The 22,221-nt window shown below is 52.9% G+C and carries 24 protein-coding genes; 20 read left to right on the top strand and 4 right to left on the bottom strand.

The window, feature by feature from the left end:
- The first annotated feature begins 9 nt into the window (after positions 1–9).
- On the top strand, positions 10–444 hold the full coding sequence (locus ACYUJT_RS04655) for a GNAT family N-acetyltransferase (protein ID WP_460319154.1): 435 nt from the start codon (positions 10–12) through the stop codon (positions 442–444).
- A 103-nt stretch (positions 445–547) separates the two neighbouring features.
- On the opposite strand, the gene ACYUJT_RS04660 is transcribed toward ACYUJT_RS04655, so the two are convergent.
- Complete coding sequence (locus ACYUJT_RS04660; RefSeq protein ID WP_460319155.1) at positions 548–1,219, bottom strand: tetratricopeptide repeat protein; 672 nt, start codon at positions 1,217–1,219, stop codon at positions 548–550.
- A gap of 135 nt (positions 1,220–1,354) precedes the next feature.
- Positions 1,355–1,858 (bottom strand): hypothetical protein, encoded by a 504-nt coding sequence (locus tag ACYUJT_RS04665; protein WP_460319157.1) that lies wholly within the window; start codon positions 1,856–1,858, stop codon positions 1,355–1,357.
- 166 nt (positions 1,859–2,024) lie between these two features.
- Here ACYUJT_RS04665 and gpmA point away from each other — a divergent pair, with 166 nt between their 5' ends.
- The 6 genes from gpmA (at position 2,025) to coaD (ending at position 5,683) form a co-directional block, all read left to right on the top strand.
- Positions 2,025–2,774: a 2,3-diphosphoglycerate-dependent phosphoglycerate mutase gene (gene gpmA, locus ACYUJT_RS04670; protein WP_460319158.1), complete on the top strand. Its 750-nt coding sequence runs from the start codon at positions 2,025–2,027 to the stop codon at positions 2,772–2,774.
- A gap of 93 nt (positions 2,775–2,867) precedes the next feature.
- Positions 2,868–3,581, top strand: coding sequence for a glycoside hydrolase family 73 protein (locus tag ACYUJT_RS04675; RefSeq protein WP_460319160.1), 714 nt, complete (start codon positions 2,868–2,870; stop codon positions 3,579–3,581).
- 82 nt (positions 3,582–3,663) lie between these two features.
- Positions 3,664–3,759: a YjcZ family sporulation protein gene (locus ACYUJT_RS04680; protein WP_460319162.1), complete on the top strand. Its 96-nt coding sequence runs from the start codon at positions 3,664–3,666 to the stop codon at positions 3,757–3,759.
- A gap of 143 nt (positions 3,760–3,902) precedes the next feature.
- Positions 3,903–4,094 (top strand): hypothetical protein, encoded by a 192-nt coding sequence (locus tag ACYUJT_RS04685; RefSeq protein WP_460319164.1) that lies wholly within the window; start codon positions 3,903–3,905, stop codon positions 4,092–4,094.
- Between the two features lie 475 nt (positions 4,095–4,569).
- Positions 4,570–5,187 carry a 16S rRNA (guanine(966)-N(2))-methyltransferase RsmD gene (gene rsmD, locus ACYUJT_RS04690; protein WP_460319165.1) on the top strand — a complete coding sequence of 206 codons (618 nt, stop codon included), beginning with the start codon at positions 4,570–4,572 and terminating at the stop codon, positions 5,185–5,187.
- Positions 5,171–5,683 carry a pantetheine-phosphate adenylyltransferase gene (coaD, locus tag ACYUJT_RS04695; RefSeq protein WP_460319166.1) on the top strand — a complete coding sequence of 171 codons (513 nt, stop codon included), beginning with the start codon at positions 5,171–5,173 and terminating at the stop codon, positions 5,681–5,683. The genes rsmD and coaD overlap by 17 nt, the downstream gene beginning before the upstream one ends.
- Before the next feature lie 43 nt (positions 5,684–5,726).
- Here coaD and ACYUJT_RS04700 read toward each other — a convergent pair whose 3' ends face one another.
- Positions 5,727–6,980 (bottom strand): nucleoside recognition domain-containing protein, encoded by a 1,254-nt coding sequence (locus ACYUJT_RS04700; protein ID WP_460319167.1) that lies wholly within the window; start codon positions 6,978–6,980, stop codon positions 5,727–5,729.
- Positions 6,981–7,093: 113 nt separating this feature from the next.
- On the opposite strand from ACYUJT_RS04700, the gene ACYUJT_RS04705 reads away from it, so the two are divergent.
- Positions 7,094–8,131: a SepM family pheromone-processing serine protease gene (locus ACYUJT_RS04705; RefSeq protein WP_460319169.1), complete on the top strand. Its 1,038-nt coding sequence runs from the start codon at positions 7,094–7,096 to the stop codon at positions 8,129–8,131.
- A gap of 2 nt (positions 8,132–8,133) precedes the next feature.
- On the opposite strand, the gene ACYUJT_RS04710 is transcribed toward ACYUJT_RS04705, so the two are convergent.
- A complete protein-coding gene (locus ACYUJT_RS04710) occupies positions 8,134–9,393 on the bottom strand; it encodes a nucleotidyltransferase (RefSeq protein ID WP_460319171.1) in 1,260 nt (419 codons plus the stop codon).
- 290 nt (positions 9,394–9,683) lie between these two features.
- Here ACYUJT_RS04710 and ACYUJT_RS04715 point away from each other — a divergent pair, with 290 nt between their 5' ends.
- From ACYUJT_RS04715 to ftsY, 12 genes are all read left to right on the top strand, one after another.
- Complete coding sequence (locus ACYUJT_RS04715; protein WP_460319173.1) at positions 9,684–10,202, top strand: YceD family protein; 519 nt, start codon at positions 9,684–9,686, stop codon at positions 10,200–10,202.
- Positions 10,203–10,254: 52 nt separating this feature from the next.
- Positions 10,255–10,428: a 50S ribosomal protein L32 gene (rpmF, locus tag ACYUJT_RS04720; protein WP_055108505.1), complete on the top strand. Its 174-nt coding sequence runs from the start codon at positions 10,255–10,257 to the stop codon at positions 10,426–10,428.
- A gap of 208 nt (positions 10,429–10,636) precedes the next feature.
- Positions 10,637–11,233: a transcription factor FapR gene (gene fapR / locus ACYUJT_RS04725; RefSeq protein ID WP_055108504.1), complete on the top strand. Its 597-nt coding sequence runs from the start codon at positions 10,637–10,639 to the stop codon at positions 11,231–11,233.
- Positions 11,217–12,221 (top strand): phosphate acyltransferase PlsX, encoded by a 1,005-nt coding sequence (gene plsX, locus ACYUJT_RS04730; protein ID WP_460319175.1) that lies wholly within the window; start codon positions 11,217–11,219, stop codon positions 12,219–12,221. Before fapR ends, plsX begins: the two co-directional genes overlap by 17 nt.
- On the top strand, positions 12,218–13,207 hold the full coding sequence (locus tag ACYUJT_RS04735) for a beta-ketoacyl-ACP synthase III (protein ID WP_460319176.1): 990 nt from the start codon (positions 12,218–12,220) through the stop codon (positions 13,205–13,207). The genes plsX and ACYUJT_RS04735 overlap by 4 nt, the downstream gene beginning before the upstream one ends.
- 79 nt (positions 13,208–13,286) lie before the next feature.
- Positions 13,287–14,222 carry an ACP S-malonyltransferase gene (fabD, locus tag ACYUJT_RS04740; RefSeq protein ID WP_460319178.1) on the top strand — a complete coding sequence of 312 codons (936 nt, stop codon included), beginning with the start codon at positions 13,287–13,289 and terminating at the stop codon, positions 14,220–14,222.
- A gap of 62 nt (positions 14,223–14,284) precedes the next feature.
- The gene (gene fabG, locus ACYUJT_RS04745; RefSeq protein WP_155608917.1) at positions 14,285–15,034 is read left to right on the top strand and encodes a 3-oxoacyl-[acyl-carrier-protein] reductase; all 750 of its coding nucleotides are present in this window, start codon (positions 14,285–14,287) and stop codon (positions 15,032–15,034) included.
- 68 nt (positions 15,035–15,102) lie between these two features.
- The gene (acpP, locus tag ACYUJT_RS04750; RefSeq protein WP_019638123.1) at positions 15,103–15,336 is read left to right on the top strand and encodes an acyl carrier protein; all 234 of its coding nucleotides are present in this window, start codon (positions 15,103–15,105) and stop codon (positions 15,334–15,336) included.
- A 126-nt stretch (positions 15,337–15,462) separates the two neighbouring features.
- On the top strand, positions 15,463–16,701 hold the full coding sequence (gene fabF, locus ACYUJT_RS04755) for a beta-ketoacyl-ACP synthase II (protein WP_460319181.1): 1,239 nt from the start codon (positions 15,463–15,465) through the stop codon (positions 16,699–16,701).
- Between the two features lie 12 nt (positions 16,702–16,713).
- Positions 16,714–17,412, top strand: coding sequence for a ribonuclease III (gene rnc, locus ACYUJT_RS04760; protein WP_460319182.1), 699 nt, complete (start codon positions 16,714–16,716; stop codon positions 17,410–17,412).
- 114 nt (positions 17,413–17,526) lie between these two features.
- Positions 17,527–21,099: a chromosome segregation protein SMC gene (gene smc / locus ACYUJT_RS04765; protein ID WP_460319183.1), complete on the top strand. Its 3,573-nt coding sequence runs from the start codon at positions 17,527–17,529 to the stop codon at positions 21,097–21,099.
- 81 nt (positions 21,100–21,180) lie between these two features.
- The gene (ftsY, locus tag ACYUJT_RS04770) at positions 21,181–22,185 is read left to right on the top strand and encodes a signal recognition particle-docking protein FtsY (RefSeq protein WP_460319185.1); all 1,005 of its coding nucleotides are present in this window, start codon (positions 21,181–21,183) and stop codon (positions 22,183–22,185) included.
- The last annotated feature ends 36 nt before the right edge of the window (positions 22,186–22,221 follow it).

Consider the following 22,221-nt stretch of genomic DNA (forward strand, 5'->3'; position numbering starts at 1 on the left):
GTGCTTGGCATGCTTATAGACGTTAAACCGCGAATGGACAGCGAAGAGATTCGGGAGCTGCTTGAGTATGCGGTTCATGGCGATGAGGAGGAGCTTGGCCAAGCGGTGAAGCAGTATGGAGCGGACAGCGGTTGCAAGCTGCTTGCTTATGAGGAAGAAGGCCAGTGTATCGGCATGATCGGCTATCGCAGCGCAGACAACGGCGTAATGGAGCTGCTGCATCTCGCCGTGCATCCGGAGGATCGCGGGATGGGATATGGCCGAGGAATCATTCTGGATGCTATGGTGCTTGAACGGCCTGCTGTCGTTTTAGCGGAGACAGATGAAGAGAGCGCTGATTTCTTCCGCAGCATCGGTTTTCAAGTAACCGGATTTTCGAAGTTTCCGGGCGGTCCGGAATATTTTCGCTGCACGTACGAGACCGAACAGACCGAAGAAGATTAATGTGATCAGCAATCCAGAAACAAAGCCGCCGGCCCTGTAGGGCTGACGGCTTTGTTTTGAATTAAGATATCAGAAAGTATAAACTTCGGGGTTGGTTTTTTAATTATCGGGTAAGTTTTTTGAAATAGCTTCTCCATGCCCATTTTCGTTCGGCACGTTTCTTGTATCTAGGCAGGGAGCGGTAAATGGCGATCGCTTCTTCCCAGGACCGCTTGGCCTCGTCCGTCTGGTTCAAAGATTGGTACAGGCTGCCGAGCAGATAATACGCTTCGCTGGAAGAGGAATAGTGCTCGCCAAATTGCTTGGCGTAACGCAGCGCTTTTTCCGGGTTCTGCTCGCGGAAGGCGAAGGCCAGGCTGAGATAGGGCTGCCCGTACTTGACACGTTCATTGATGTTTAGTGCTTGAAGAACATGCTGCTCTCCTTCGTCCAATTGCCCCATTCCCAGCTGGGCCTCACCCAAATCGCTCCAGAATTCTGCTGAGGATTCGGATGAGGACTTGGCTTCTTGAAGAAGGGTAAAGGCTTCTTTGAACTTTTTTTGATCCAGCAGGAGCCGGGCCAGTTCCCGTTTTGAGGAGACATCAAAGGAGTTGACGGCCAGTTGCTGCTTCAAGCGGGCAATTTGGCGCGATCTGCGAAACGGCTTGGTCAAGCTGGGAAAAATGCCGACGAAGCGCCTGTCCAGAAAGTACAGGATGCCCAGAAAAATAATCAAAGAAAGGAATACATTTCCTGTCAACCAGGAAAGAATGATGAGAATTAGAAATTTCATGTTCTCCTCCGTTGGTAAGATTATTTTCCAATTATACCACGAAAGATGTTCTACTGTAGTTGATGAGGCAGCGGGATTGAAAGACTAAAAAGGCAGATCAAGATTTCTTGGTCCGCCTTTTTAGTCTTCTTATTGTTATTGGTAGCTGCGCATTTGGGAGCCTTGCCCTTGCCCCGCTTGGCCCATATGGCCCATCGAAGAACCGGAATGGGGCGTATTGTAGTTTCCTTGACCGAAGCTGCCTTGCTGTCCGTAGCTTTGCTGACCATAACTATGCTGTCCAAAGCTAGGTTGTCCGAAGCTCTGTCCGCCCATGGAGCGTTGGCCGATTCCGGATTGACCATAGCTGGAAGGATTGCTGAAATGGGACACGCCGGAACTTACGATGTTCTCGATTTGCCCTGCCAGCTGCGAAATTTGCTGGTATTGATGCATTGCTGTTTGATGTCCTTGCAGTGCAGATTGAATCGTTTGTGCAGCTTTGCGTTCGCGTTGGGCAATTTCTTCAAGCTGCATCGCGTTTTGCTGCTCCTGCTCGAGAAGCTGTTGATACAAGGTCGAGGCCTGGCGGGTTTGCTGTTCCAATTGCTGAATTGTTTGCTCGATTTGGCGAATTTGATGGTTTACGTTTTGATTCATGCTGATAATCCTCCTCATTGGTTATGGTAATCAGAAGCCAGGGTTAGCTTTCCCAGGGTGGGTAAAGATATTCATAGAAACTTAGGTTCCGGCGCGGTCAGAATAGAGACGAACACGAGGGACATATACTCGGTTCAGGATTGGATCAGGAAAGGAGAAGTGGAGCATGTATAAGCTTGTGCTTGTCCGGCATGGTGAAAGTGAATGGAATAAATCGAATTTATTTACCGGATGGACGGACGTGGACTTGTCCAGCAAAGGAATTGATGAAGCTAAAGAGGCCGGAAAAATGCTGAAGGAGCATAAATTCGAATTCGATATCGCTTATACCTCTTATTTGAGAAGGGCGATCAGGACGTTGTATTTTATTCAGGACGAGATGAATTTGCTGTGGATTCCTACTTATAAAACGTGGCAGCTGAATGAACGGCATTATGGAGCATTGCAAGGCCTCAGTAAGCTGACGACCGCTCAGAAGTACGGGGAGCAGCAAGTGCAGCTATGGCGTAGAAGCTATGACGTGCTGCCTCCGGCATTGACCAAAGAAGATGAGAGATATCCGCGAAATGACCCGAAATATAAGGATGTGCCTGATCAATTCATTCCAGTAACGGAGAGCCTGAAGGAGACGATTATACGGGTAGAGGATTATTGGTTGCGCGAGATCAAGCCGCAAATTCTAACGGGGAAAAAAGTCATTATCGCAGCCCACGGGAACAGTTTGCGGGCGCTCGTCAAATATTTGGACAATCTGAGCGCGGCCGAAATTATGCAGGTTAGTATTCCGACAGGGACTCCGCTCGTCTATTCGCTGGATGACAAGCTGCTTCCTATGGAAAAATATTATCTCGGCAGTGATACGAGAGTCGAACGAAAAATTGAAAAAGTGGCCGACCCCGACCGGGTTATGGAGTAAAATAGGCGGTGATGTCCAAGCGGTCCCCTGCGCAGCATCATTCAATGTAGGAAGAAACTCTTTTTCTATTAGCACAGCAAGGGTGGGACTGGAATGAATCCTGATGAGTTTATCGCAAAAATTACGCCTGCGGCGGTCAGGGATTGGCGCGATAACGGCGTGTCGGCAGCGCTGACCATCGCCCAGGCAATTCTCGAATCAAATTGGGGAACGAGCGCGCTGGCGAATCGGGCAAACAATCTGTTTGGGATGAAGGGTACAGGTTCTGCCGGGAGCATTACCTTGCCTACGACCGAATATCGCGGAGGGGCATCCTATACAGTTCAGGCAGCCTTTCGGAAATATAAATCGTGGGAAGAGTCCATTGCCGACCATACCCAACTGCTGTTGAACAAACGCTATGGGCAGGTTCTCCATCGCCTGGGCAGAGAGGCAGCCCGGAACGTTGCGGCAGCAGGCTATGCTACTGATCCGAATTACGCGAACAAGCTCATTGCTCTAATGGATAAATACGATTTGTACCGTTATGAAGCAGAACGGGGGGAGGAGCCGATGACGGCAGAGGAGAAGAAGGAGTTCGATGCACTTAAAGAGACGGTGCAGAAGCAGGCGAATCGAATCGCTGAATTGGAGAAGCGGGCTGACCTGAAGATGCCGGATTGGGCCAAAGAAGCGGTGAAGGCAGCCGTAAATTATGACAGGAAGCATCCTCTGATCCAGTCTCCCGAGCAAGGCAGTTATGATTTCTATCGGATAATTACGATCATGTACCGCAGAGGATTGTTTAATAAACCGGAAGCTGGATAAGCATACAGTTTTAGAGCTTGCCTGAACCTCTTCTTTCGTCTCTGAATATATTATATTATTCATAGGCAAAGGAGGTATCCCTATGGGCGACATTGCAGGTGCTGGACTGTGGACTTCCACTGGGGCAATACTCGTACTGTTCATCCTGCTAGTCATTGTTTTGCGGGCTTGTATCTAACTTGGAGTTGAACTATTAAAACCGTAGTCCGGCGGGCATTGCCCGGCGGATTACGGTTTGTTGGCGCGTTCGTGGGCGGGCAAAAAGGGCAGCGTGTGGTACAATATTCCATAAGGGAAGCTTAAAAGGAGTGAAGATATGATATGAATGGAAATGAACATAATCAGCAGCCTTTTCCGCCCTTTTCGGATCCTTACGCCGCTAAAGCTAAGTTCGACGCGGATCAGCAAAAACTTCAATCCACTGGCGTTCCGGGGCTCTGGCGGCAAATTAGCAATTTGCTGATTTTGGTGGCCATTATTGCGGTTGTCGTTCTTTTGGTGAGATTGTTTTGAGAAGATTTAGAATATGAAAATAAGCGAAGCTATTTCCTTTTTGGGTGAACCGGACGAAACTTTTGAGGTCAATTCAAAAGTATGTATATAGTATTTAGATAATAATTTGGAGTTAGTAGCCGAGTATGGTATCGATACTGTCCCCAAAACATAAAAAAAGGACAAAAGCCCTCGTAGAATTCTACGCTACGAAGGCTTTTGTCCGGGCGCCCCTCGCGGGACGCCCATCATGGGAGAGGAGAAACCGGACGAAGAGCTTATGGGGAAACGTAAGTCTTCTCCGCGGTTGTCTACGACATTTGTGATGTCGATATCTAAAGTTTGTCCCGGTTCGTTTGTTTTATACCTGCAGGAAGAAAAAATTGTTAAGAAAAGCGTTTCTCGTCAAATTTCAATCTGTCATTGATTGTGGTACGATATCGACATACCATGAAAGCATGGACAAACAGGTAATTCGAATAAGGTGTGAATAACGATGAGGGTAATTTCGGGAAGCGCGAGGGGCAGACCGTTGAAGGCTGTTCCTGGTATGGGCACAAGGCCAACCACAGATAAGGTCAAGGAAGCTTTGTTCAGTATGATCGGCCCCTATTTCGACGGCGGAACCGTGCTTGATTTATTCGCGGGCACAGGCGGTCTGGGAATCGAGGCGTTAAGCCGAGGCATGGATAAAGCAGTCTTCGTGGATTTGGATTACAAAAGCGTAGAAACGGTAAAAGCAAACTTAAAGGCATCAGGGTTCACTGAGCAGGCAGAAGTGTACAAGAACGATGCGGAAAGAGCACTTAAGACGCTGGCCAAACGGGGGGCGTCTTTTGATCTTGTGTTTCTCGATCCGCCGTATCGCTTGAAGCATGGGGATAAGCTGATGGAGCGGATGGACGAGCTGAATTTGCTGCAGGATCAGGCTGTCCTCGTACTCGAGTACGAATCTTCCTTCGAATATCAGGAGAATTTCGGCCGTTTTAGAATGATTCGCAAAACAGATTATGGAGAGACGGGAATTACGATTTACGTCTACGATAAAGATCATGAGACGGAATCGGATTCGATGGAGAAGGAGGAGCAGCATCACCATGGAGAAACAACATGAGCTTCGGATCGCAGTCTACCCTGGCAGCTTCGATCCGGTAACGAAAGGGCATATGGATATTATTCAGCGTGCCGCCCGCCAGTTTGACAGGCTGATCGTGGCCGTACTGAACAATACAAGCAAAAATCCGCTGTTTACGGTTGAGGAGAGAAAAGAGCTTCTACGGGAGGCGACGCAGCATGTGCCTAACGTGGAAATCGACAGTTTCCGCGATCTGCTCGTCAACTATATGGATTACAAGCAAGCTCATGTCATCGTACGCGGCATCAGATCCGTGACGGACTTTGAATATGAGCTTCAGCTGGCATCCACCAACCACAAGCTGAACAGCCAGGTGGAAACGATTTTTATGATGACGAATCCGAAGTATTCCTATTTAAGCTCTAGTGTTGTTAAAGAGATCGCCACCTTCCAGGGAGATGTGTCAGATCTTGTCCCGCCGGTAGTAGAAGAGGCGCTGAAGGCCAAGTTTAAGTCAAAGCCGGCTAAAGCATAATTTGTCAATTCCTTAAGACTAACAACATTGCCGCATGATCATGTCAGGAAGTGCTGTTTGTCCTGAAGTGCCTGGACCATAGAAAAGCGGTAAACAAAACGAGCATGACCAGCAGTCCAAGCATGCACAACTGCCAGGAGACGACACTCGAGAAGACTCGCCATTCCGCTCGCGGCAGTTCTTCGCCAGATAGCCATGCTGCGGTTCCATTAAGGTTGCCGTAGGCGGGGGAAGACAGCGGCATAATTGCAGCTGCCGGCTTCCAAAGCAATAGGGTCAGTACATAGGCATATACCCCGTGAATGATTCGGTTGACCAGGAAAAAAACTCCGCTAAGCCCAGTCGGCTTCAGTGCGGCTCGTGCCTGCAAGCAGGCACTCAGCCCGCCCCAGCCAAGCAAGGCTCCCGTAAGGGCTGTCGGCAGAGGAGAGGCTAAGCCGAGCGAAGCCAAGGCGTGCGAGCCAAGATGCACTTCAAGCAGGGCGGCGATGGGCTTGGCCGCCATTGATGGAGATACGAATGGCGCTAGCCAAGATGAAGCAATCTGGATAATGACGGCGAAAATAAGCATATAACCGCCCGTCGCCATTAATGTCTGCACAGCTGAGCCTACGGAGTCGCCAAGGAGCTTCCCGAAGCTGCGGCCGTCTTCGCGCTGCGCTTCTTCTATTTGGCGCAAGGCGAGCTTCCAGCGGGGGGCGGTAGGATGGCTTTCCATCCGTTCCGAAGAATTCAGGCTTGAACCTTCGTTCTTGCGCGGGAGGCCAAAGGAGAGCCAGTTCATGGTGGCTGCGGCGCTTAAGCCGGATGCCCAATGTATGCCGAGTAGGAATAGCCCCAGTTCAGGCTGTTTCATATAAGCGGTGCCGACGACGATGACGATCAGCACGGGGCTGCAGTAATGCGAGAAGCTTGCCAATTTTTCCGCTTCATGCGCAGTGATCTTGCCTTGTTTATATAGAGCAGCGGCTGCTTCTGCGGCTGCAGGAAACCCTGCGGTCATGCCTAAGGGAAGCACCCAGCCCAGCGTGCCCGGCAGGCCGAGAATTCGGCGCGTGACCGGATTGATGAGCGAACCGAGCCCGTGGGCGTATCCTGTCGCCATTAAGATCTGTGAGAGCACGAGAAAAGGCAGCAGGGCGGGGAAGACGATTCTCCACCAAAGCGCGAGCCCGTGGCTCGAGGCTTCAAAAGCTTGGCTAGGTGCAGAAATTATACAGACGACTAGCAAGACGGCGGTCATTCCCAGCAGAATCGTGGAGAGCAAGCCGCCGTCCCGAGAATTATTGTGATTCATCGGGCGCGTTCACCTCTTTATGGACATATGGAAGGCTAGTACATGTCTATGCTCGTCTGTCCTTTGAAAGACCATCAGTTACACCGCTTGGTGAAAAGAAAGGGAGCAAAGATATGCGTCAATCCAGATCAGCAGTCATAAAAGCGGGGTTATATCTTATTACGCTTGCCATTCTAGTGTATGTGATTGTTTACATGCCAACGCCATATATGATCAATCAACCTGGTACAGCGGAGGAAATTAAGCCGATGGTGACGATCTCGTCCGGTGACCCGGAAGAGGAAGGTACGTTCATGCTGACGACCGTGTCCGTAAGCTATGCTAATCTGGCGATGCTGGCAACCTCGCAGTTTCAAGCCCATACTGAGGTCGTTCGCAAAGAGCCGGACCGGAACGAAAAGGAATATGCAACGCAGCAGCAGTACTACATGAACAGCTCCCAATCAAATGCGATTATGGCGGCCTACAACTTGGCTAACGTGAAATATGAAATCGTGCCTGAGTACGTATTTGTCGTAGGACTATCCAAGACGTTTGCTCCGAAGGGGGATTTTCAATCCGGGGATATTATTTCCGAGCTTGAAGGGCATAAGGTGGAGCGGTTTGAGGATTTACCTGCGCTGCTTCAGGGCAAGAAAGCCGGTGATCTTGCAGAGGTTGTGCTGAGCCGCGGCGGCAAAGAAATCCGACAGCAGGTGGAGTTGGTCGAAATCGGTCAGGATGAGGCGCTGCCTAAGGCCGGTCTCGGCGTGAGCATTGGTGAGGTCCGCAAGGTCCTGCCCGCGGATAAGGGGAATGAAGTTAAATTTGCTGACACCCGGATCGGCGGCCCTTCTGCTGGCCTCATGTTTACGCTCGAAATATATAACCAGCTGACCCCGGGCGACCTCAGCAAAGGATACCGGATCGCTGGAACCGGGACAATTGCCGAGGACGGAACGATCGGCTCGATCGGCGGGGTGCAGTTCAAGATCGTCGCCTCTCACCGGGAGAAGGCGGAAATATTTTTTGTGCCGGAAGCGAATTATAAGGATGCCAAGGCTAAGGCGGACGAAATTGGCACGACGATGAAGCTTGTCCCGGTCAAGCATGTTGAGGATGCGCTGCGGTATTTGCAGGATTTGCCCGTAAAAATGCCGCCGGGCACGTAAGTCTAAATCGTGATCGGCGGCTGGCGGAAGTCCCGGAATATTTCAGAATCGTTCCGGTTAGGCATGGCGTTCGCATATGCCGCTGCCGCCTGAATGTCGAGCTCCAGTCCGGGATGGAAGAAGGCGGCCGCCCTTGTAGCGATAGGCAGGGATGCGGTGGTCTTCATTCGTTTGAGCAGTTCGCGGCCTTTGGCGCTGAAGGCAAGCACCCGCAAATAGCCTGGGCCCTGTGCCAGCGCCTCCGGGGCCATGGCAAGCTTGTGGTGCTGGAGCAAAATATGGAGCAGCATGCGCTGCAATTTTGTATACGTATACCTTTTGGTCTTAAGTTTTTCCAGGAGCTCTTCGATGGTCAACTGCTCCAGCTGGGGCAGCATTTTTTTGATGCGGAATTCCAGGCCCTCGGTCACTTCGTGATGCTCGGCCAGCGCCTCCCGTGAGCTTGTCAGCAGGCGATGGAACATGGGAGCGGCGAAGCTCTCCCAGGTGATTGGGCCTCGCCCGGAACGGAACTCCCGGGCGAGAATTTCCGCCGTATAGGGCGGAACGTAGGGAGCGGCGGCGTTGAGGCCGCCTTCCCCCGCGATGAGCCCGCGTATGGCGGTGGCGCTGGCGATGCTCGCGGAGCCGGGCACGGCGTCGCGGTAGCCAGCGCCCTCGCGCCGCACGGTGAGCGGCGCGATCCGGCTGCCGAGCCGCTGCAGCGCGATGAGGTAGTGCAGCCCAAGGCTGTTGTTGGGCTGCTCCAGCAGCGCTCTCGCTGCGGCTGTGCCGGCAGCGGCGCCTGGGCCGCCCCCCGCAGGGGCGGCCACGCTGCGCGCGGCAGCGGCGGCGTAGGCCGCGGGGTAGCTCGCCCCGGTGGCGAGCTCCTCCGCGATTGCCGCCTTGAGCGCGCCGCTCTCGCCCGCAAGCTGCCGGGCGAGCGGCTGCAGCTCGGCGAGCGTGCCCGCCTCGCTGCCGAAGCATAGATGCGACACGATGCCCGTCGCATCCAGCAGCGCTGCGGCGCCGTGCGCGAACCACTCGGCGGGCTGGGCCGCATACGCGACCGGCAGCTCCAGCACGAGGTCGGCGCCGGCATGCAGCGCCATTTCGGCGCGCGCCCACTTGCTTACGATCGCGGGCTCGCCCCGCTGCAGGAAGTCGCCGCTCATCACAGCGACGACCGCATCCGCGTCGGCAAGACGCTTCGCCTCAGCCATGTGATAGGCGTGCCCATTGTGAAACGGGTTGTATTCAACGATTAATCCGACGACGTTCAATGTCGCATACCACCTTTACAGGCTTATGATTTATGACTATACCATGTTCGCCAGGGCATTTTGAAGCTGATAGAATTTATTGGCCTGCGCTCGACCGTATAATTCCTTTATGGCAGCGGGCTAATAACTGCTGCTAACAGCGCAATCTGTCTTCTTGGCAGCATGTGCATGGACGTTTTGCGCGGGTATGTGTAATATTAGTGAGACAGCAGCTATTGTTTCCCGCTTTGCTGTTGACAAAACTTACTTAAAATCGGTATAATAATTTTTGTTTGTTTGGAGTGATACTCATGAATTTTAGATTTCGCCAGATGGCCTCTCACGACGGGCCAAAGCAGTTGCATGAAGCTCTGGATATGAGTCATGTCGTCAAAGGACGCAATGATATTCACGGCATCAGTCCGCTCGTATGCGACTTGACGGCCGAGTACGCGGAAGGGAACGTAGTCGGGGTAACAGGCACGCTGTCCGCGGAAATGGACATGTCCTGCTCTCGCTGTCTCAAGCCTTTGAAGCGTAAAGTCGATATCGAATTTGAGGAAACTTTCAAACGCATTGACACCCCCGAAGAAGAAGGGCAGAATGAAGAAGAGGATGACATTCGGCTGATTGCCGAAGATCAGGTGGAGTTGAATCCATATATTGAAGAAGCTTTGCTTCTCAATCTTCCATATGCTGTCGTATGCAAGGAAGACTGCAAGGGACTTTGTCCCAACTGCGGTACGGACTTGAATGAACGGGATTGCGGCTGCAACAATGAGCGGATCGATCCGCGGCTGGCAGCGCTAGGTGACTTTTTCAAAAAATGAGATTACAATGTGATACCGTAATAAGGTTGACTTCATTAAGGAGGTGGGAACCATGGCAGTACCTCAACGGAGAACGTCCAAAACGCGCCGCGACAAACGCCGCACGCATTTCAAATTGGCTGTGCCGGGCATGGTAAAATGTGAACAATGCGGAGAATTGAAGCTTGCTCACCACGTATGTAAAGTATGCGGAACATACAAAGCAAGAGAAGTTATCAAAGGTTAATTCCAGATAATATCTCAGAACCTAAACAGCACTCCATGGAGTGCTGTTTTTTATTGTTTGAAGTGGAAATTACAGGATGGATGATGAATTCTCTTTATTTTTGCAGGGAGATGTTTTATACTCTATCTTAGTACCAGGTTCTAAACAGATGCGGTTCGTTTTACATAAAAAACAATGTGATCACTCGGGGGTGTTACCCATCGAACGTTTGCCCAAGAGGGCGAGACAGCAGCAGCTCGTCAAACTGATCGAAGAGAATCCTTTCGTCACGGATCAGGAGTTGACCCGCCAGCTGAAGGTGAGCATCCAGACGATCCGGCTAGACCGGATGGAGCTCGGTATCCCTGAGCTGCGCGAGCGGATGAAGCTGATGGCGGAGCGATCCTATGACCAGGTGCGTTCATTGCCGCTGCATGAGGTTATCGGTGAAATCGTCGATTTGCAGTTGGATAAGAGCGGGATTTCTATTTTTGAAATAAGCAAGGAGCATGTCTTTTCACGGACGGGCATCGCGCGCGGACATCATATATTTGCACAAGCCAACTCATTGGCTGTAGCGGTCATCAACGATGAAATTGCGCTAACGTTCTCGGCGGATATCCGGTTTATCCGTCCGGTTCATTTGGGCGAGAAGTGCATCGCCAAAGCATATGTTCGTCCGGTATCCGGCAACAAGGGCAAGGCCAAGGTCGAAGTTTTCACCTATGTCGGCGAAGAGATGGTGTTCCAAGGGAACTTCGTCATTTACCGCTCTGCGGTAGAGGACAACAACGAAGGAGGAAGTCAGCATGAGAATCGCCATTGATGCCATGGGTGGCGACCACGCGCCGCAAAGCACGGTTGAAGGCGCCCTGGCCGCAGCCAAGGAATGGAATGATATCGAAGTTATTCTCGTTGGTGACCAGGCACAGCTCGAACCGCTGCTGAAAGATTCGACTGTGCCTGCTAATCTGAAGGTTCATCACGCTTCGGAGGTGATTGGGGCGGATGATGAGCCTGTGCGGGCGGTACGCCGCAAGAAAGACGCCTCTATGGTCGTCGCGGGACGGCTTGTGCGCGAAGGCGAGGCCGAAGCGATGATCTCTGCCGGCAATACGGGCGCGCTGATGACGACAGGCTTGCTTGTCGTTGGCCGGATGGATGGGATCGAGCGTCCAGCGCTTGCACCGATGATTCCGACGGTGGACGAGCGGGGCGTACTGGCGTTGGATCTGGGTGCGAATATGGATGCGAAGCCGGAGCATCTGGCGCAATACGCGCTGATGGGCAGCATTTACCGGGAGAAGGTGCATGGTATCAGTCGCCCGCGCGTCGGCCTCCTGAATGTCGGGACTGAGGAAATGAAGGGCAATGAGCTAACGAAAGCAGCTTATCCGCTCATTCAGCAGCTTCCGATAAATTTCGTCGGCAACGTAGAAGCGCGCGATATCCTGACGGGGGCTTGCGATGTGCTGGTTTGCGACGGGTTCGCGGGGAATATTTTGCTGAAATCGCTGGAAGGTACCGCGGGCACGATATTCTCGATTTTGAAGCAGGAGTTCTCCAAATCGCTGAAGAACAAACTGGCCGCTGCCATGCTGATGCCTTCACTTCGGGGAATGAAGAAGACGCTCGACTATAAGGAACATGGCGGAGCTCCGCTACTTGGTCTTAGCGGGCTTGTCGTAAAGGGGCACGGTTCCTCTGACGGCGAAGCGATCAAGAACGCGGTAAGGCAGGCTAGAACAGCAATTCAGAGTCGATTGACAGAGAGCATAGCACAGGAAATCAGCGGGAAGAGAGTGGTAGAATGATGAAATCACGTTCAGTGGGCATTATCGGAACAGGAAAGTACGTGCCTGAACGGGTGTTAACGAACGCCGAACTGGAGACGATGGTAGAGACCAACGACGAATGGATCGTATCGCGGACGGGAATCCGCGAGCGTCACATTGCGGCTCCGGATCAGGCGACTTCGGATTTGGCTTACGAGGCGGCCGTTCAAGCTTTGAAATCGGCAGGCTTGGCCGCTGAAGATATAGAGTTAATCATTGTAGCGACGATAACGCCGGACATGACATTCCCGTCCACCGCTTGCATTTTGCAGGAGAAGCTCGGGGCGAAGAAAGCGGCAGCCTTCGATTTGTCGGCGGCCTGCTCCGGATTCGTATACAGCCTCGCTACGGCCAACAGCTTCATTCAGACCGGGATGTACAACAATGCTCTTATCATCGGGGCGGATGCATTGTCCCGCATAACGGACTACACGGATCGCAACACCTGTGTCCTGTTCGGCGACGGAGCCGGCGCGGTTGTGGTCGGTGAGGTACCGGAAGGCAGAGGCTTCCTTTCCTTTGATCTGGGAGCCGAGGGAGCGGGTGGAGAGCTGCTCAAGCTTGAAGGCGGCGGCTCGCGCTGCCCGGCGTCTGAAGAGACAGTACGCAGCGGCAAGCATTTTATTTACATGAACGGCCGGGAAGTGTTCAAATTCGCCGTTCGCGTCATGGGAACGGCGACGGAGGAAGTGCTGCGCAAAGCGGGCAAGGACAAGAGCGAAATCGATCTGTTCGTTCCGCATCAAGCGAACATCCGCATTATCCAATCCGCTATGCAGCGGCTTAATTTGCCGGAGGAGAAATGCGTCATTAACGTGGATAAATATGCGAACACCTCGGCGGCATCCATTCCTCTTGCGCTTGTGGAAGCAGTGGAGGAAGGCCGCGTGAAGGAAGGCGACACCTTGCTTCTTGTAGGATTTGGTGGCGGCCTGACTTGGGGCGCATCCGTGCTTGTCTGGTAATCATATCATTGATTCATGATACGAGTGTGATTACGTTCTTTATATGCTTTTTGTAGAGAGAAGGAGTGCTGACGAATTTATGGGTAAGCTGGCATTTGTATTTCCGGGTCAAGGATCTCAGAGTGTAGGCATGGGTCAGGACATCTATGAATCGGTGCCGGAATCCCGGCAGCTGTTCGATCAAGCGAACGAGATTCTAGGTTTCCCGTTGACCCGCCTTATTTTTGAAGGACCGGATACGGAACTGAAGCAGACGGCGAATACGCAGCCGGCTCTGCTAACGACGAGTGTAGCGTTATATCAGGCTTTTGCGGCCAAAGGTATTAAGCCCGACTTCGTAGCGGGCCACAGCCTTGGGGAATACAGCGCGCTTGCGGCCGCCGGAGCGCTAAGCTTCAGCGACGCAGTCGCAACCGTTCGTGCACGGGGCGAGTTCATGGAGCAAGCCGTTCCTGGTGGTCAAGGCGCGATGGCAGCGGTACTTGGCGGAGAGCGCGAGGCATTGGCCGCTCTGTGTGCTGATATTACGGCTGCCGGGAGCCTGGTTGAGCTGGCGAACGTCAATTGTCCGGGCCAAATTGTGGTTTCCGGTACCAAGGAAGGCGTAGACGCCGTCGTCCAGCGCGTCAAGGAGATCGGCGCCAAACGGGCGATTCCGCTCGAAGTCAGCGGCCCGTTCCACTCGTCGCTCATGAAATCGGCGGCGGATAAATTGGCTGGCAAGCTGGAGCAGATCACGATCGGTGACGCTTCGGTTCCCGTCGTTGCCAATGTTACAGCCAGTCCGGTTCAGCGCGGAGAAGAGATTTCCCGGTTGCTTGTGGAACAGGTGTATTCGCCGGTTCTATGGGAGGACAGCATTGCCTGGCTGATCGAGCAGGGCGTAGATACATTCGTGGAAATCGGACCCGGCAGTGTGTTAACCGGGCTGATCAAGAAAATTAACCGAGGTGTGACGACGTATAATGTGAACAGCCTGGAGAGCTTGGAGCAGACGACAGCCGCGCTGCTGTAGCTTGCAAATAGGTGGTTCAGTACTATAACGGCACAGTATATCCTAGGAAAGGAGAGAGTACAATGACGAAATTGCTAAGTGGTCAGGCAGCTCTGGTTACAGGAGCCTCTCGCGGCATTGGACGCGCCATTGCGCTCGCGCTTGCTGAAGCAGGGGCAAATGTTGCCGTCAATTATGCGGGCAATGAGGAAGCGGCGGCTCGCGTCGTCGCCGAAATCGAGGCTCTTGGCGTTCAGGCGTTTGCCGTCAAAGGGCATGTTGGCGACAGCGCTCAATTCGAGGCGATCGTCAAGCAAACCTTGGATACTTGGGGCCGAATCGATATTCTGGTGAATAACGCCGGAATTACTAGAGATAATCTAATTATGCGGATGAAAGAAGAAGAGTTCGACGCAGTCATCGAGACGAATCTCAAAGGTGTATTCAACGGCATTAAGGCGGTTACCCGCCCGATGATGAAGCAGCGCTCCGGTCGCATTATCAACATATCGTCTGTGGTGGGCGTGCTTGGCAATGCCGGACAGGCCAACTACGTGGCGGCCAAGGCTGGAGTGATCGGCTTGACCAAATCGTCCGCGCGTGAGCTGGCCAGCCGGAATATTACGGTGAACTGCATTGCGCCAGGATTCATCGCAACGGATATGACAGATCAGCTGCCGGAAGATTTGCGGCAGAATCTGCTCAGCGATATTCCGTTAGCACGTCTTGGGCAGCCGGAAGAAATCGCGAAAGTCGCGGTATTCCTGGCTTCCGACGCAGCGTCTTATATGACGGGGCAGACCTTGCATGTAGACGGCGGGATGTATATGTGATTTCGAGTCTCGCTTCTATGGCATTTTGATTTTAATTTTCGTATAATACGAAGGAGGAGGTGAACCGGATGTCCGATGTATTGGAGCGCGTAAAACGCATTGTAGTGGATCGCCTCGGCGCAGATGAAGCTGAAGTGACGCTTGAAGCGTCTTTCAAAGATGACCTGGGTGCTGATTCGCTGGATGTAGTCGAATTGGTTATGGAACTTGAAGATGAATTCGATTTGGAAATTTCAGATGAAGATGCTGAGAAGATTACGACCGTAGGTGAAGTTGTAAACTACATACAATCTCATACCTAATGTCATTCAAAGTCCCGTACCTCTTATGTAGGCGGGACTTCTCCTCATCATTAGCAAAATCATTAGATTTACATTAGTTGTTTACATTACTGTATTGCACATGCGATCTAGACGAGGTGAGTGTGTTTGAAGCATAGAGTGGTAATTACCGGTATGGGAGTCGTTACATCCCTCGGTCAAGATTTGGATACGTTCTGGAATAATCTCATGGCGGGAAAATCGGGGGTATCCGCGATCGAATCGTTCGACGTTAGCGAGTATCCGACCCGGATCGCTGCTTCGGTAAAGGATTTCAATGCCGAAGATTACGTAGACCGCAAGGAGGCGCGCAAGATGGACCGTTTCGTTCAATTTGCAGCGGCGGCGGCTACAAGTGCTATTAAAGACAGCGGCCTCGTAATTGGTGAGCAGGTTGATCCTGAGCGCGTCGGCGTTATTATCGGTTCAGGGATTGGCGGACTGGGAACCTGGGAAGACCAGCATAACATCTTGCTGCAAAAAGGCCCAAAACGCGTAAGCCCTTTCTTCATTCCGATGATGATTGCGAACATGGCTTCCGGCCACGTGTCGATACTGTTCGGAGCGAAAGGACCAAACAGTACAGCTGTAACGGCGTGCGCGACCGGAACTCATTCCATTGGCGACTCGTTTAAATTAATTCAGCGTGGCGATGCCGATGTCATGATTTGCGGCGGCGCAGAAGCAACGATCAGACCGACCGGTCTCGCCGGATTCTGCTCAATGCGGGCGATGTCGACCCGCAATGATGAGCCTGAGAAAGCAAGCCGTCCATTCGATACAGGACGCGACGGTTTTGTCATGGGCGAAGGCTCGGGGGTACTCGTGCTGGAGTCCCTGGAGCACGCGCAGAAGCGCGGAGCGAAAATTTATGCGGAAGTGATTGGTTACGGATTAAGCGCTGATGCGCATCATATGACCGATCCGGATCCGAACGGAGCGCGCCGCTGCATGCAGATGGCGATTCGCGAGGCGGGCATTAACGTAAACGAGATTGATTATATCAATGCCCACGGCACGTCGACGCCGGCAGGCGACCGCTCCGAGACCATCGCGATCAAAGAGGCGCTGGGAGAGCATGCACGCAAAGTGGCCGTCAGCTCGACGAAATCGATGACCGGTCATTTGCTTGGTGCAGCGGGCGGTGTGGAGGCTGTTATTTGCGGCCTGACGATCACTAATAGCAAAATTGCTCCGACGATCAATCTCGAGAACCAGGATCCGGAATGCGATTTGGATTACGTGCCAAATGCAGCGAGATCCGCAGATGTTACAGTAGCCATGTCCAACTCCTTCGGGTTCGGCGGTCACAATGCCACCATCGTTCTGAAGAAATTTGAAGCATAAGGGGTCAGTCTGTTGAGTGGAGATCTGAAGCAGTTACAGCACAAACTTCAAATTGTATTCCAAAACCGACAGCTGTTGAAACAGGCCTTTACCCATGCATCATATGTGAATGAACATCGGTTCAGCCAGCATCAGGACAACGAGCGCCTGGAATTTCTGGGCGACGCTGTTCTGGAGCTGACAGTATCCGAGCATTTGTATCGGATGTTTCCGGACCGTCCTGAGGGAGAGCTGACCAAGCTTCGCGCAGCCATCGTATGCGAGCCATCGCTCGTGAAATTTGCTGAGAGCCTGGAGTTTGGCAAATACGTATTGCTGGGAAAGGGAGAAGAATTAACCGGCGGACGGACTCGTCCGGCGCTGCTGGCCGACGTTTTTGAGTCGTTCATCGGCGCTCTATATCTGGATCAAGGGTTAAAGGCCGTTGATGCTTTCCTTCATCAGTACGTGTTCACGCAGTTCACGCTCAGCGGTAAGCTGCAGACGACGGATTTCAAGACGGAGCTGCAGGAACTCACCCAGCATCACAACATGGGCGTGCTGGAGTACCGTATTATCGAGGAGCGCGGACCGGCTCATGAGCGGGAGTTCGTCTCCGAGGTATCTATGGATGGCCGCGCGCTGGGGCAAGGAACTGGACGTTCCAAGAAGGAAGCTGAGCAGCAGGCTGCCGCAGTGGCGCTAGAGCGTTTGAAAACTTCGAATGAATGACAGTCATATTGATGTTTAAGGATCGTCCCCGTTGCTTGCTGCACGGGGGCTTTTTGCTTGTCCCCATAAGCTTTTTTGTATGTTACAATAGTTGGTAGAGGTGATCGTGAAGGTATGTTTTTGAAACGAATCGAGTTATCAGGATTTAAATCATTTGCCGACAAAACGGAAATGGAATTCGTGCGCGGCATTACGGCTGTAGTCGGCCCCAACGGCAGCGGAAAGAGCAATATTTCCGACGGCATTCGCTGGGTGCTGGGCGAGCAGAGCGCCAAATCGCTCCGCGGCGGCAAGATGGAAGATATCATTTTTGCGGGCAGCGATGCACGTAAAGCGGTGAATTATGGAGAAGTCTCATTAACCCTCGATAATACGGACCATGCTCTTCCGCTCGATTTCAGCGAAGTCACGGTAACGCGCCGGGTTCATCGCAGCGGGGATAGCGAATATATGATCAACAAGCAATCCTGCCGCTTGAAGGATATTACCGAGCTGTTCATGGATACGGGAATCGGGAAGGAAGCTTATTCGATTATCGGACAAGGGCGGATCGAAGAAATTCTGAGCACACGCTCCGAGGATCGGAGAGGGATTTTCGAAGAAGCCTCTGGGATTGTGAAATATAAGAGCCGCAAACGGGATGCACGGCGCAAACTCGATGATACGGAACAAAACCTGCTGCGTATTCACGATCTTGTCAGTGAACTCGAGGACCAAATCGGCCCTTTAAAGGAGCAGTCTGAGAAAGCGCTCCGTTATAAAGAGCTCCGTGAGGAGCTGAAGCATAAGGAAATATCGCTCTACGTCCACCAAATTGAGAAAATCCACGAGAACTGGAGCGAGGCGAATGGCAAGCTGGCCAAGCTGCAGGAGGAGCAGCTTGCGCTATCGACGATCGTATCTGCTCACGATGCCAAGCTGGAGAGCGACCGGTTGGCGCTTCGCCAATTGGAGGAGCATATCGATGTGCTGCAGGGACAACTCCTGGAGTACAGCGAGAGCTTCGAGAAGAGCGAAGGATTCGGCGAGGTGCTGCGGGAGCGCGAGAAGAACCTGATTCAGAACCGGGATCAGCTTCGCCAGTCGCTCGCTGTCAATGAAGAGCGCTATGCGCAGCGCGCGGAAGAGCTGAATGCTCTGTCCGCGAAGTTTGCGGAGGCCGAGAAGCAGCTGAATGAGCTCAGAACGGAGCTGTCGGCCGAGGAAGTGAAGCTCGTTGGCGTTACCGGCGGGATCAGTCAGGCTCAGGAGGAAGCACTCAAGGGACAATTGCTCGAAACAATGAATCAGATGGCCGAATCACGCAATGAAATTCGCTATGCCGATCAACAGAAGGAAAGTGTCCAGCGCCGTATGGATCGATCGGAGGAAGAGGGCGCAAAATGGCGGGTTGAGCTGGAGCGGCTGAAAGGCAAAAAGACCGAGCTTGAGAAGGTTCTGGAGCGTCTTGCCAAGGAAATTGCCGACCTCCGCAGTCGCTACATTACGGAAAGCGAGCGTCAACAGTCCCTGCAGAAATTAGCTGAGGAAAGTTCTGCGAACATCCGTAAATGGGAGCAGCGGCGGGAATCGCTGATCTCACGCCGGGATACGATGAAGGAGATGGAGGAGGACTTCGACGGTTTTGCCCTCGGCGTAAAAGAAGTGTTGAAAGCCTCCCGCAAATCGCTGCTGGGCGGAGTCCACGGCGCCGTAGCCGAACTGATTCAGGTGCCGGAGAAACTGGAGCTTGCCGTCGAGACCGCGCTTGGAGCCGCGATGCAGCATATCGTCATGGAGAATGAAGCGGTTTCCCGGCAGGCGATTGCGTTCTTAAAGCAGCGCCAGCTTGGACGGGCCACCTTTCTGCCGCTCGATGTCATTCGTCCCCGGCAGATGTCCGCAGCGGACAAAAGGTCAATGGAAGAAGCCGAGGGCTATATCGGCATCGGTGCCGAGCTTATCGGCCATGATCCTCGTTATGCGAACATCGTGGGCAGCCTGCTTGGCAACGTCGTGTTCGCCAGCGACTTGGAACGGGCGAACAAAATGGCGGCGCGCTGCCAATATCGTTTCCGGATCGTCACGCTGGAGGGCGATGTCGTCAATGCCGGCGGTTCGATGACCGGGGGAAGCCAGCATCGCAAGAACAGCAATCTATTAGGGCGGAAGCGCCAGCTGGATCAACTTGCAGCAGATATTCGCGAAAGCGAGGATATGCTGGATAAGCTGAGAAGCGGGCTAAACGATGTTCGCGGTCAAATGAAGCAGTGCGAGCAGGAGTTGGAGAAGCTTCGCGAAGCTGGCGACGGAAAGCGTGCAGAAGAGCAGTCGCAAACTAGTGAATTGAAGCAAGTGGAGCATGAGTGGAGACACGTCTCCGAGCAATACGAGCTGTATGGGCAGGAGAAAGGGCATTACGTTCAGGAGCTCGAGGACCTAGAGAAGAGCAAAGTATCCGCCGAAGCGAGACTGCAGGAGCTGGAGAAGGAAGAACTGACGATCCGTCAGTCGATTCAGGCCGCTGAGTTTGCCCGCAAAGCGAACGAATCCGTAAAAGAGGAGCTGCAGCATCAATTGACCGGGCTCAAAGTACGTGAAGGCAAGCTCGATCAAGAGTGCCTTTCCCTTCGCGAGCAGTTGCAGCGGTCGCAGGAAGAGTTCGAGATTCAGAAGAAGGAACTGGAGCAGAACCGCAGCATCCTGCAGGCGATCGAGGCCGACTTGAAGCAGAATGAACTGCAAAGTGTCAAGCAGCGGGAAGAGCTGAACGACTTCAAGCTGAAGAAAGAGCGCACTAGCGAGCAGCTTGACATGGAGCGCGCTTCACGAAGCGTGCTGGTGAAGAAGCTTGAGGAAGGCGAGAACGAAACCAAGGAGCAGAGAGTTGGACTGAAAACAGTTGAGGAACAGCTCCGTCAGACGGAGATCCAAGCGAACCGGCTGGATGTGGAGCTCGATAACATACTGCACAAGCTAAGCGACGAATACGAGCTAAGCTTTGAACTTGCGAAGCAGCGTTATGCCGTGCCTGAGGATGTGCCGCAGACACAGGCAGAGGTCAAAGAGTTGAAACGCCAAATTACTCTTCTGGGAGAAGTGAATTTGGGAGCGATTGACGAATATGAGCGTGTCTCAGAGCGTTACCAATTCCTCAGCGAGCAGAAGGATGACCTTGTGGAAGCCAAGGCGACGCTTTACCAGGTCATCAAGGAAATGGATGACGAAATGTCCAAGCGCTTCAAAGTTACCTTCGATGCGATTCGCCGTGAATTCGGCACGGTATTCACCAAGCTGTTCGGAGGCGGACGTGCGGATCTCGTTCTTATCGATCCGGATAATCTGCTCGAGACCGGAATCGACGTCGTGGCCCAGCCGCCGGGCAAGAAACTGCAGAACCTGCAGCTGCTATCCGGGGGAGAGCGGGCTTTGACGGCAATGGCCCTACTCTTCGCCATCCTGCACGTCAAGCCGGTGCCTTTCTGTGTGCTTGACGAGGTAGAGGCGGCGCTGGATGAAGCTAACGTTGCAAGGTTCGCCCAGTATTTGCGCGAATTCTCCGAGCAGACCCAGTTCATCGTCGTGACACACCGCAAAGGAACGATGGAAGAGGCGGATGTTCTCTACGGGGTAACGATGGAGGAAGGCGGGGTATCCAAGCTCGTCTCCGTCAAGCTGGAGGATGAGGAAACGGTGGAAATTGCTTGAGCGGCCCAGCCATGGCATAATTAAAGCAGCGAGATTAAGTTTGATATTGGATCAGGGATGATTACTTAAGGGAGGAACCTTATGAGTTTCTTTAAAAAATTAAAAGACAGCATCTCCTCCAAGACGGAGGCGGTCACGAAGCAGTTTAAGGACGGGTTAGAGAAGAGCCGCAAAGGCTTCGTGGAGAAAGTGGCCGATCTCGTCATTCGGCGCAAGAAGATCGATGAGGAATTTTTCGAGGAATTGGAAGAAATATTGATCGGGGCCGATGTTGGCGTAAACACCGTTATGAATCTGATTGATGATTTGCGCAGTGAAGTGAAGAAACGGCGGATCGAAGACGCAGCGGAGCTGCAGCCGGTTCTGTCGGAGAAGCTCACGGAGCTGCTGCGGGGCGATGAGGATAATGAGATGAGGCTGAATCCAAATGGGATTAGCGTCATCCTCTTCGTTGGCGTCAACGGCGTCGGTAAGACGACCACGATCGGCAAGCTGGCGCATCATTACAAGCAGCAGGGCAAGAAAGTACTTCTTGCTGCCGGAGACACGTTCCGAGCGGGAGCGATCGAGCAGCTTGAGGTATGGGGAGAGCGCGTTGGCGTAGATGTGGTCAAGCAGCAGCCCGGTTCCGATCCGGCTGCGGTTATGTTTGATGCCGTGCAGGCCGCGAAGCAGCGCGGCGTGGATATTCTTCTCTGCGATACGGCAGGGCGTCTGCAGAACAAGTCAAATTTGATGGAGGAGTTGAATAAAATCTACCGGGTGATTCAGCGGGAGATTCCGGACGCTCCTCATGAAGTGCTGATGGTGCTTGACGCCACGACCGGGCAGAACGCGCTCAGCCAGGCGAAGCTGTTCGGCGAGAAGAGCGGAGTGACCGGGCTTGTGCTGACGAAGCTTGATGGCACGGCCAAAGGCGGCATCGTGGTCGCTATTCGCCAAGAGCTGAGCTTGCCTGTGAAATTCGTTGGTCTTGGAGAGAAGATGGAGGATTTGCAGAAATTCGATTCCGAGCAATTTGTCCACGGCCTATTTGCCGGCCTGATTCAGGAAGAGGAAGAAGCCGCTGGAGCCAGTACTGAGTAACGGACCGATTAGAGAGAAGCATTCCAAAATGATAGG

The sequence above is a fragment of the Paenibacillus sp. YSY-4.3 genome, from assembly GCF_054767475.1.

What these genes read in the sequence shown, in the direction of transcription:
- ACYUJT_RS04655 (WP_460319154.1), top strand. Translation starts at nt 10, where the DNA reads ATGCTTATAGACGTTAAACCGCGAATGGACAGCGAAGAGATTCGGGAG.
- ACYUJT_RS04660 (WP_460319155.1), bottom strand. Translation starts at nt 1,219, where the DNA reads ATGAAATTTCTAATTCTCATCATTCTTTCCTGGTTGACAGGAAATGTA.
- ACYUJT_RS04665 (WP_460319157.1), bottom strand. Translation starts at nt 1,858, where the DNA reads ATGAATCAAAACGTAAACCATCAAATTCGCCAAATCGAGCAAACAATT.
- gpmA (WP_460319158.1), top strand. Translation starts at nt 2,025, where the DNA reads ATGTATAAGCTTGTGCTTGTCCGGCATGGTGAAAGTGAATGGAATAAA.
- ACYUJT_RS04675 (WP_460319160.1), top strand. Translation starts at nt 2,868, where the DNA reads ATGAATCCTGATGAGTTTATCGCAAAAATTACGCCTGCGGCGGTCAGG.
- ACYUJT_RS04680 (WP_460319162.1), top strand. Translation starts at nt 3,664, where the DNA reads ATGGGCGACATTGCAGGTGCTGGACTGTGGACTTCCACTGGGGCAATA.
- ACYUJT_RS04685 (WP_460319164.1), top strand. Translation starts at nt 3,903, where the DNA reads ATGAATGGAAATGAACATAATCAGCAGCCTTTTCCGCCCTTTTCGGAT.
- rsmD (WP_460319165.1), top strand. Translation starts at nt 4,570, where the DNA reads ATGAGGGTAATTTCGGGAAGCGCGAGGGGCAGACCGTTGAAGGCTGTT.
- coaD (WP_460319166.1), top strand. Translation starts at nt 5,171, where the DNA reads ATGGAGAAACAACATGAGCTTCGGATCGCAGTCTACCCTGGCAGCTTC.
- ACYUJT_RS04700 (WP_460319167.1), bottom strand. Translation starts at nt 6,980, where the DNA reads ATGAATCACAATAATTCTCGGGACGGCGGCTTGCTCTCCACGATTCTG.
- ACYUJT_RS04705 (WP_460319169.1), top strand. Translation starts at nt 7,094, where the DNA reads ATGCGTCAATCCAGATCAGCAGTCATAAAAGCGGGGTTATATCTTATT.
- ACYUJT_RS04715 (WP_460319173.1), top strand. Translation starts at nt 9,684, where the DNA reads ATGAATTTTAGATTTCGCCAGATGGCCTCTCACGACGGGCCAAAGCAG.
- rpmF (WP_055108505.1), top strand. Translation starts at nt 10,255, where the DNA reads ATGGCAGTACCTCAACGGAGAACGTCCAAAACGCGCCGCGACAAACGC.
- plsX (WP_460319175.1), top strand. Translation starts at nt 11,217, where the DNA reads ATGAGAATCGCCATTGATGCCATGGGTGGCGACCACGCGCCGCAAAGC.
- ACYUJT_RS04735 (WP_460319176.1), top strand. Translation starts at nt 12,218, where the DNA reads ATGATGAAATCACGTTCAGTGGGCATTATCGGAACAGGAAAGTACGTG.
- fabD (WP_460319178.1), top strand. Translation starts at nt 13,287, where the DNA reads ATGGGTAAGCTGGCATTTGTATTTCCGGGTCAAGGATCTCAGAGTGTA.
- fabG (WP_155608917.1), top strand. Translation starts at nt 14,285, where the DNA reads ATGACGAAATTGCTAAGTGGTCAGGCAGCTCTGGTTACAGGAGCCTCT.
- acpP (WP_019638123.1), top strand. Translation starts at nt 15,103, where the DNA reads ATGTCCGATGTATTGGAGCGCGTAAAACGCATTGTAGTGGATCGCCTC.
- smc (WP_460319183.1), top strand. Translation starts at nt 17,527, where the DNA reads ATGTTTTTGAAACGAATCGAGTTATCAGGATTTAAATCATTTGCCGAC.
- ftsY (WP_460319185.1), top strand. Translation starts at nt 21,181, where the DNA reads ATGAGTTTCTTTAAAAAATTAAAAGACAGCATCTCCTCCAAGACGGAG.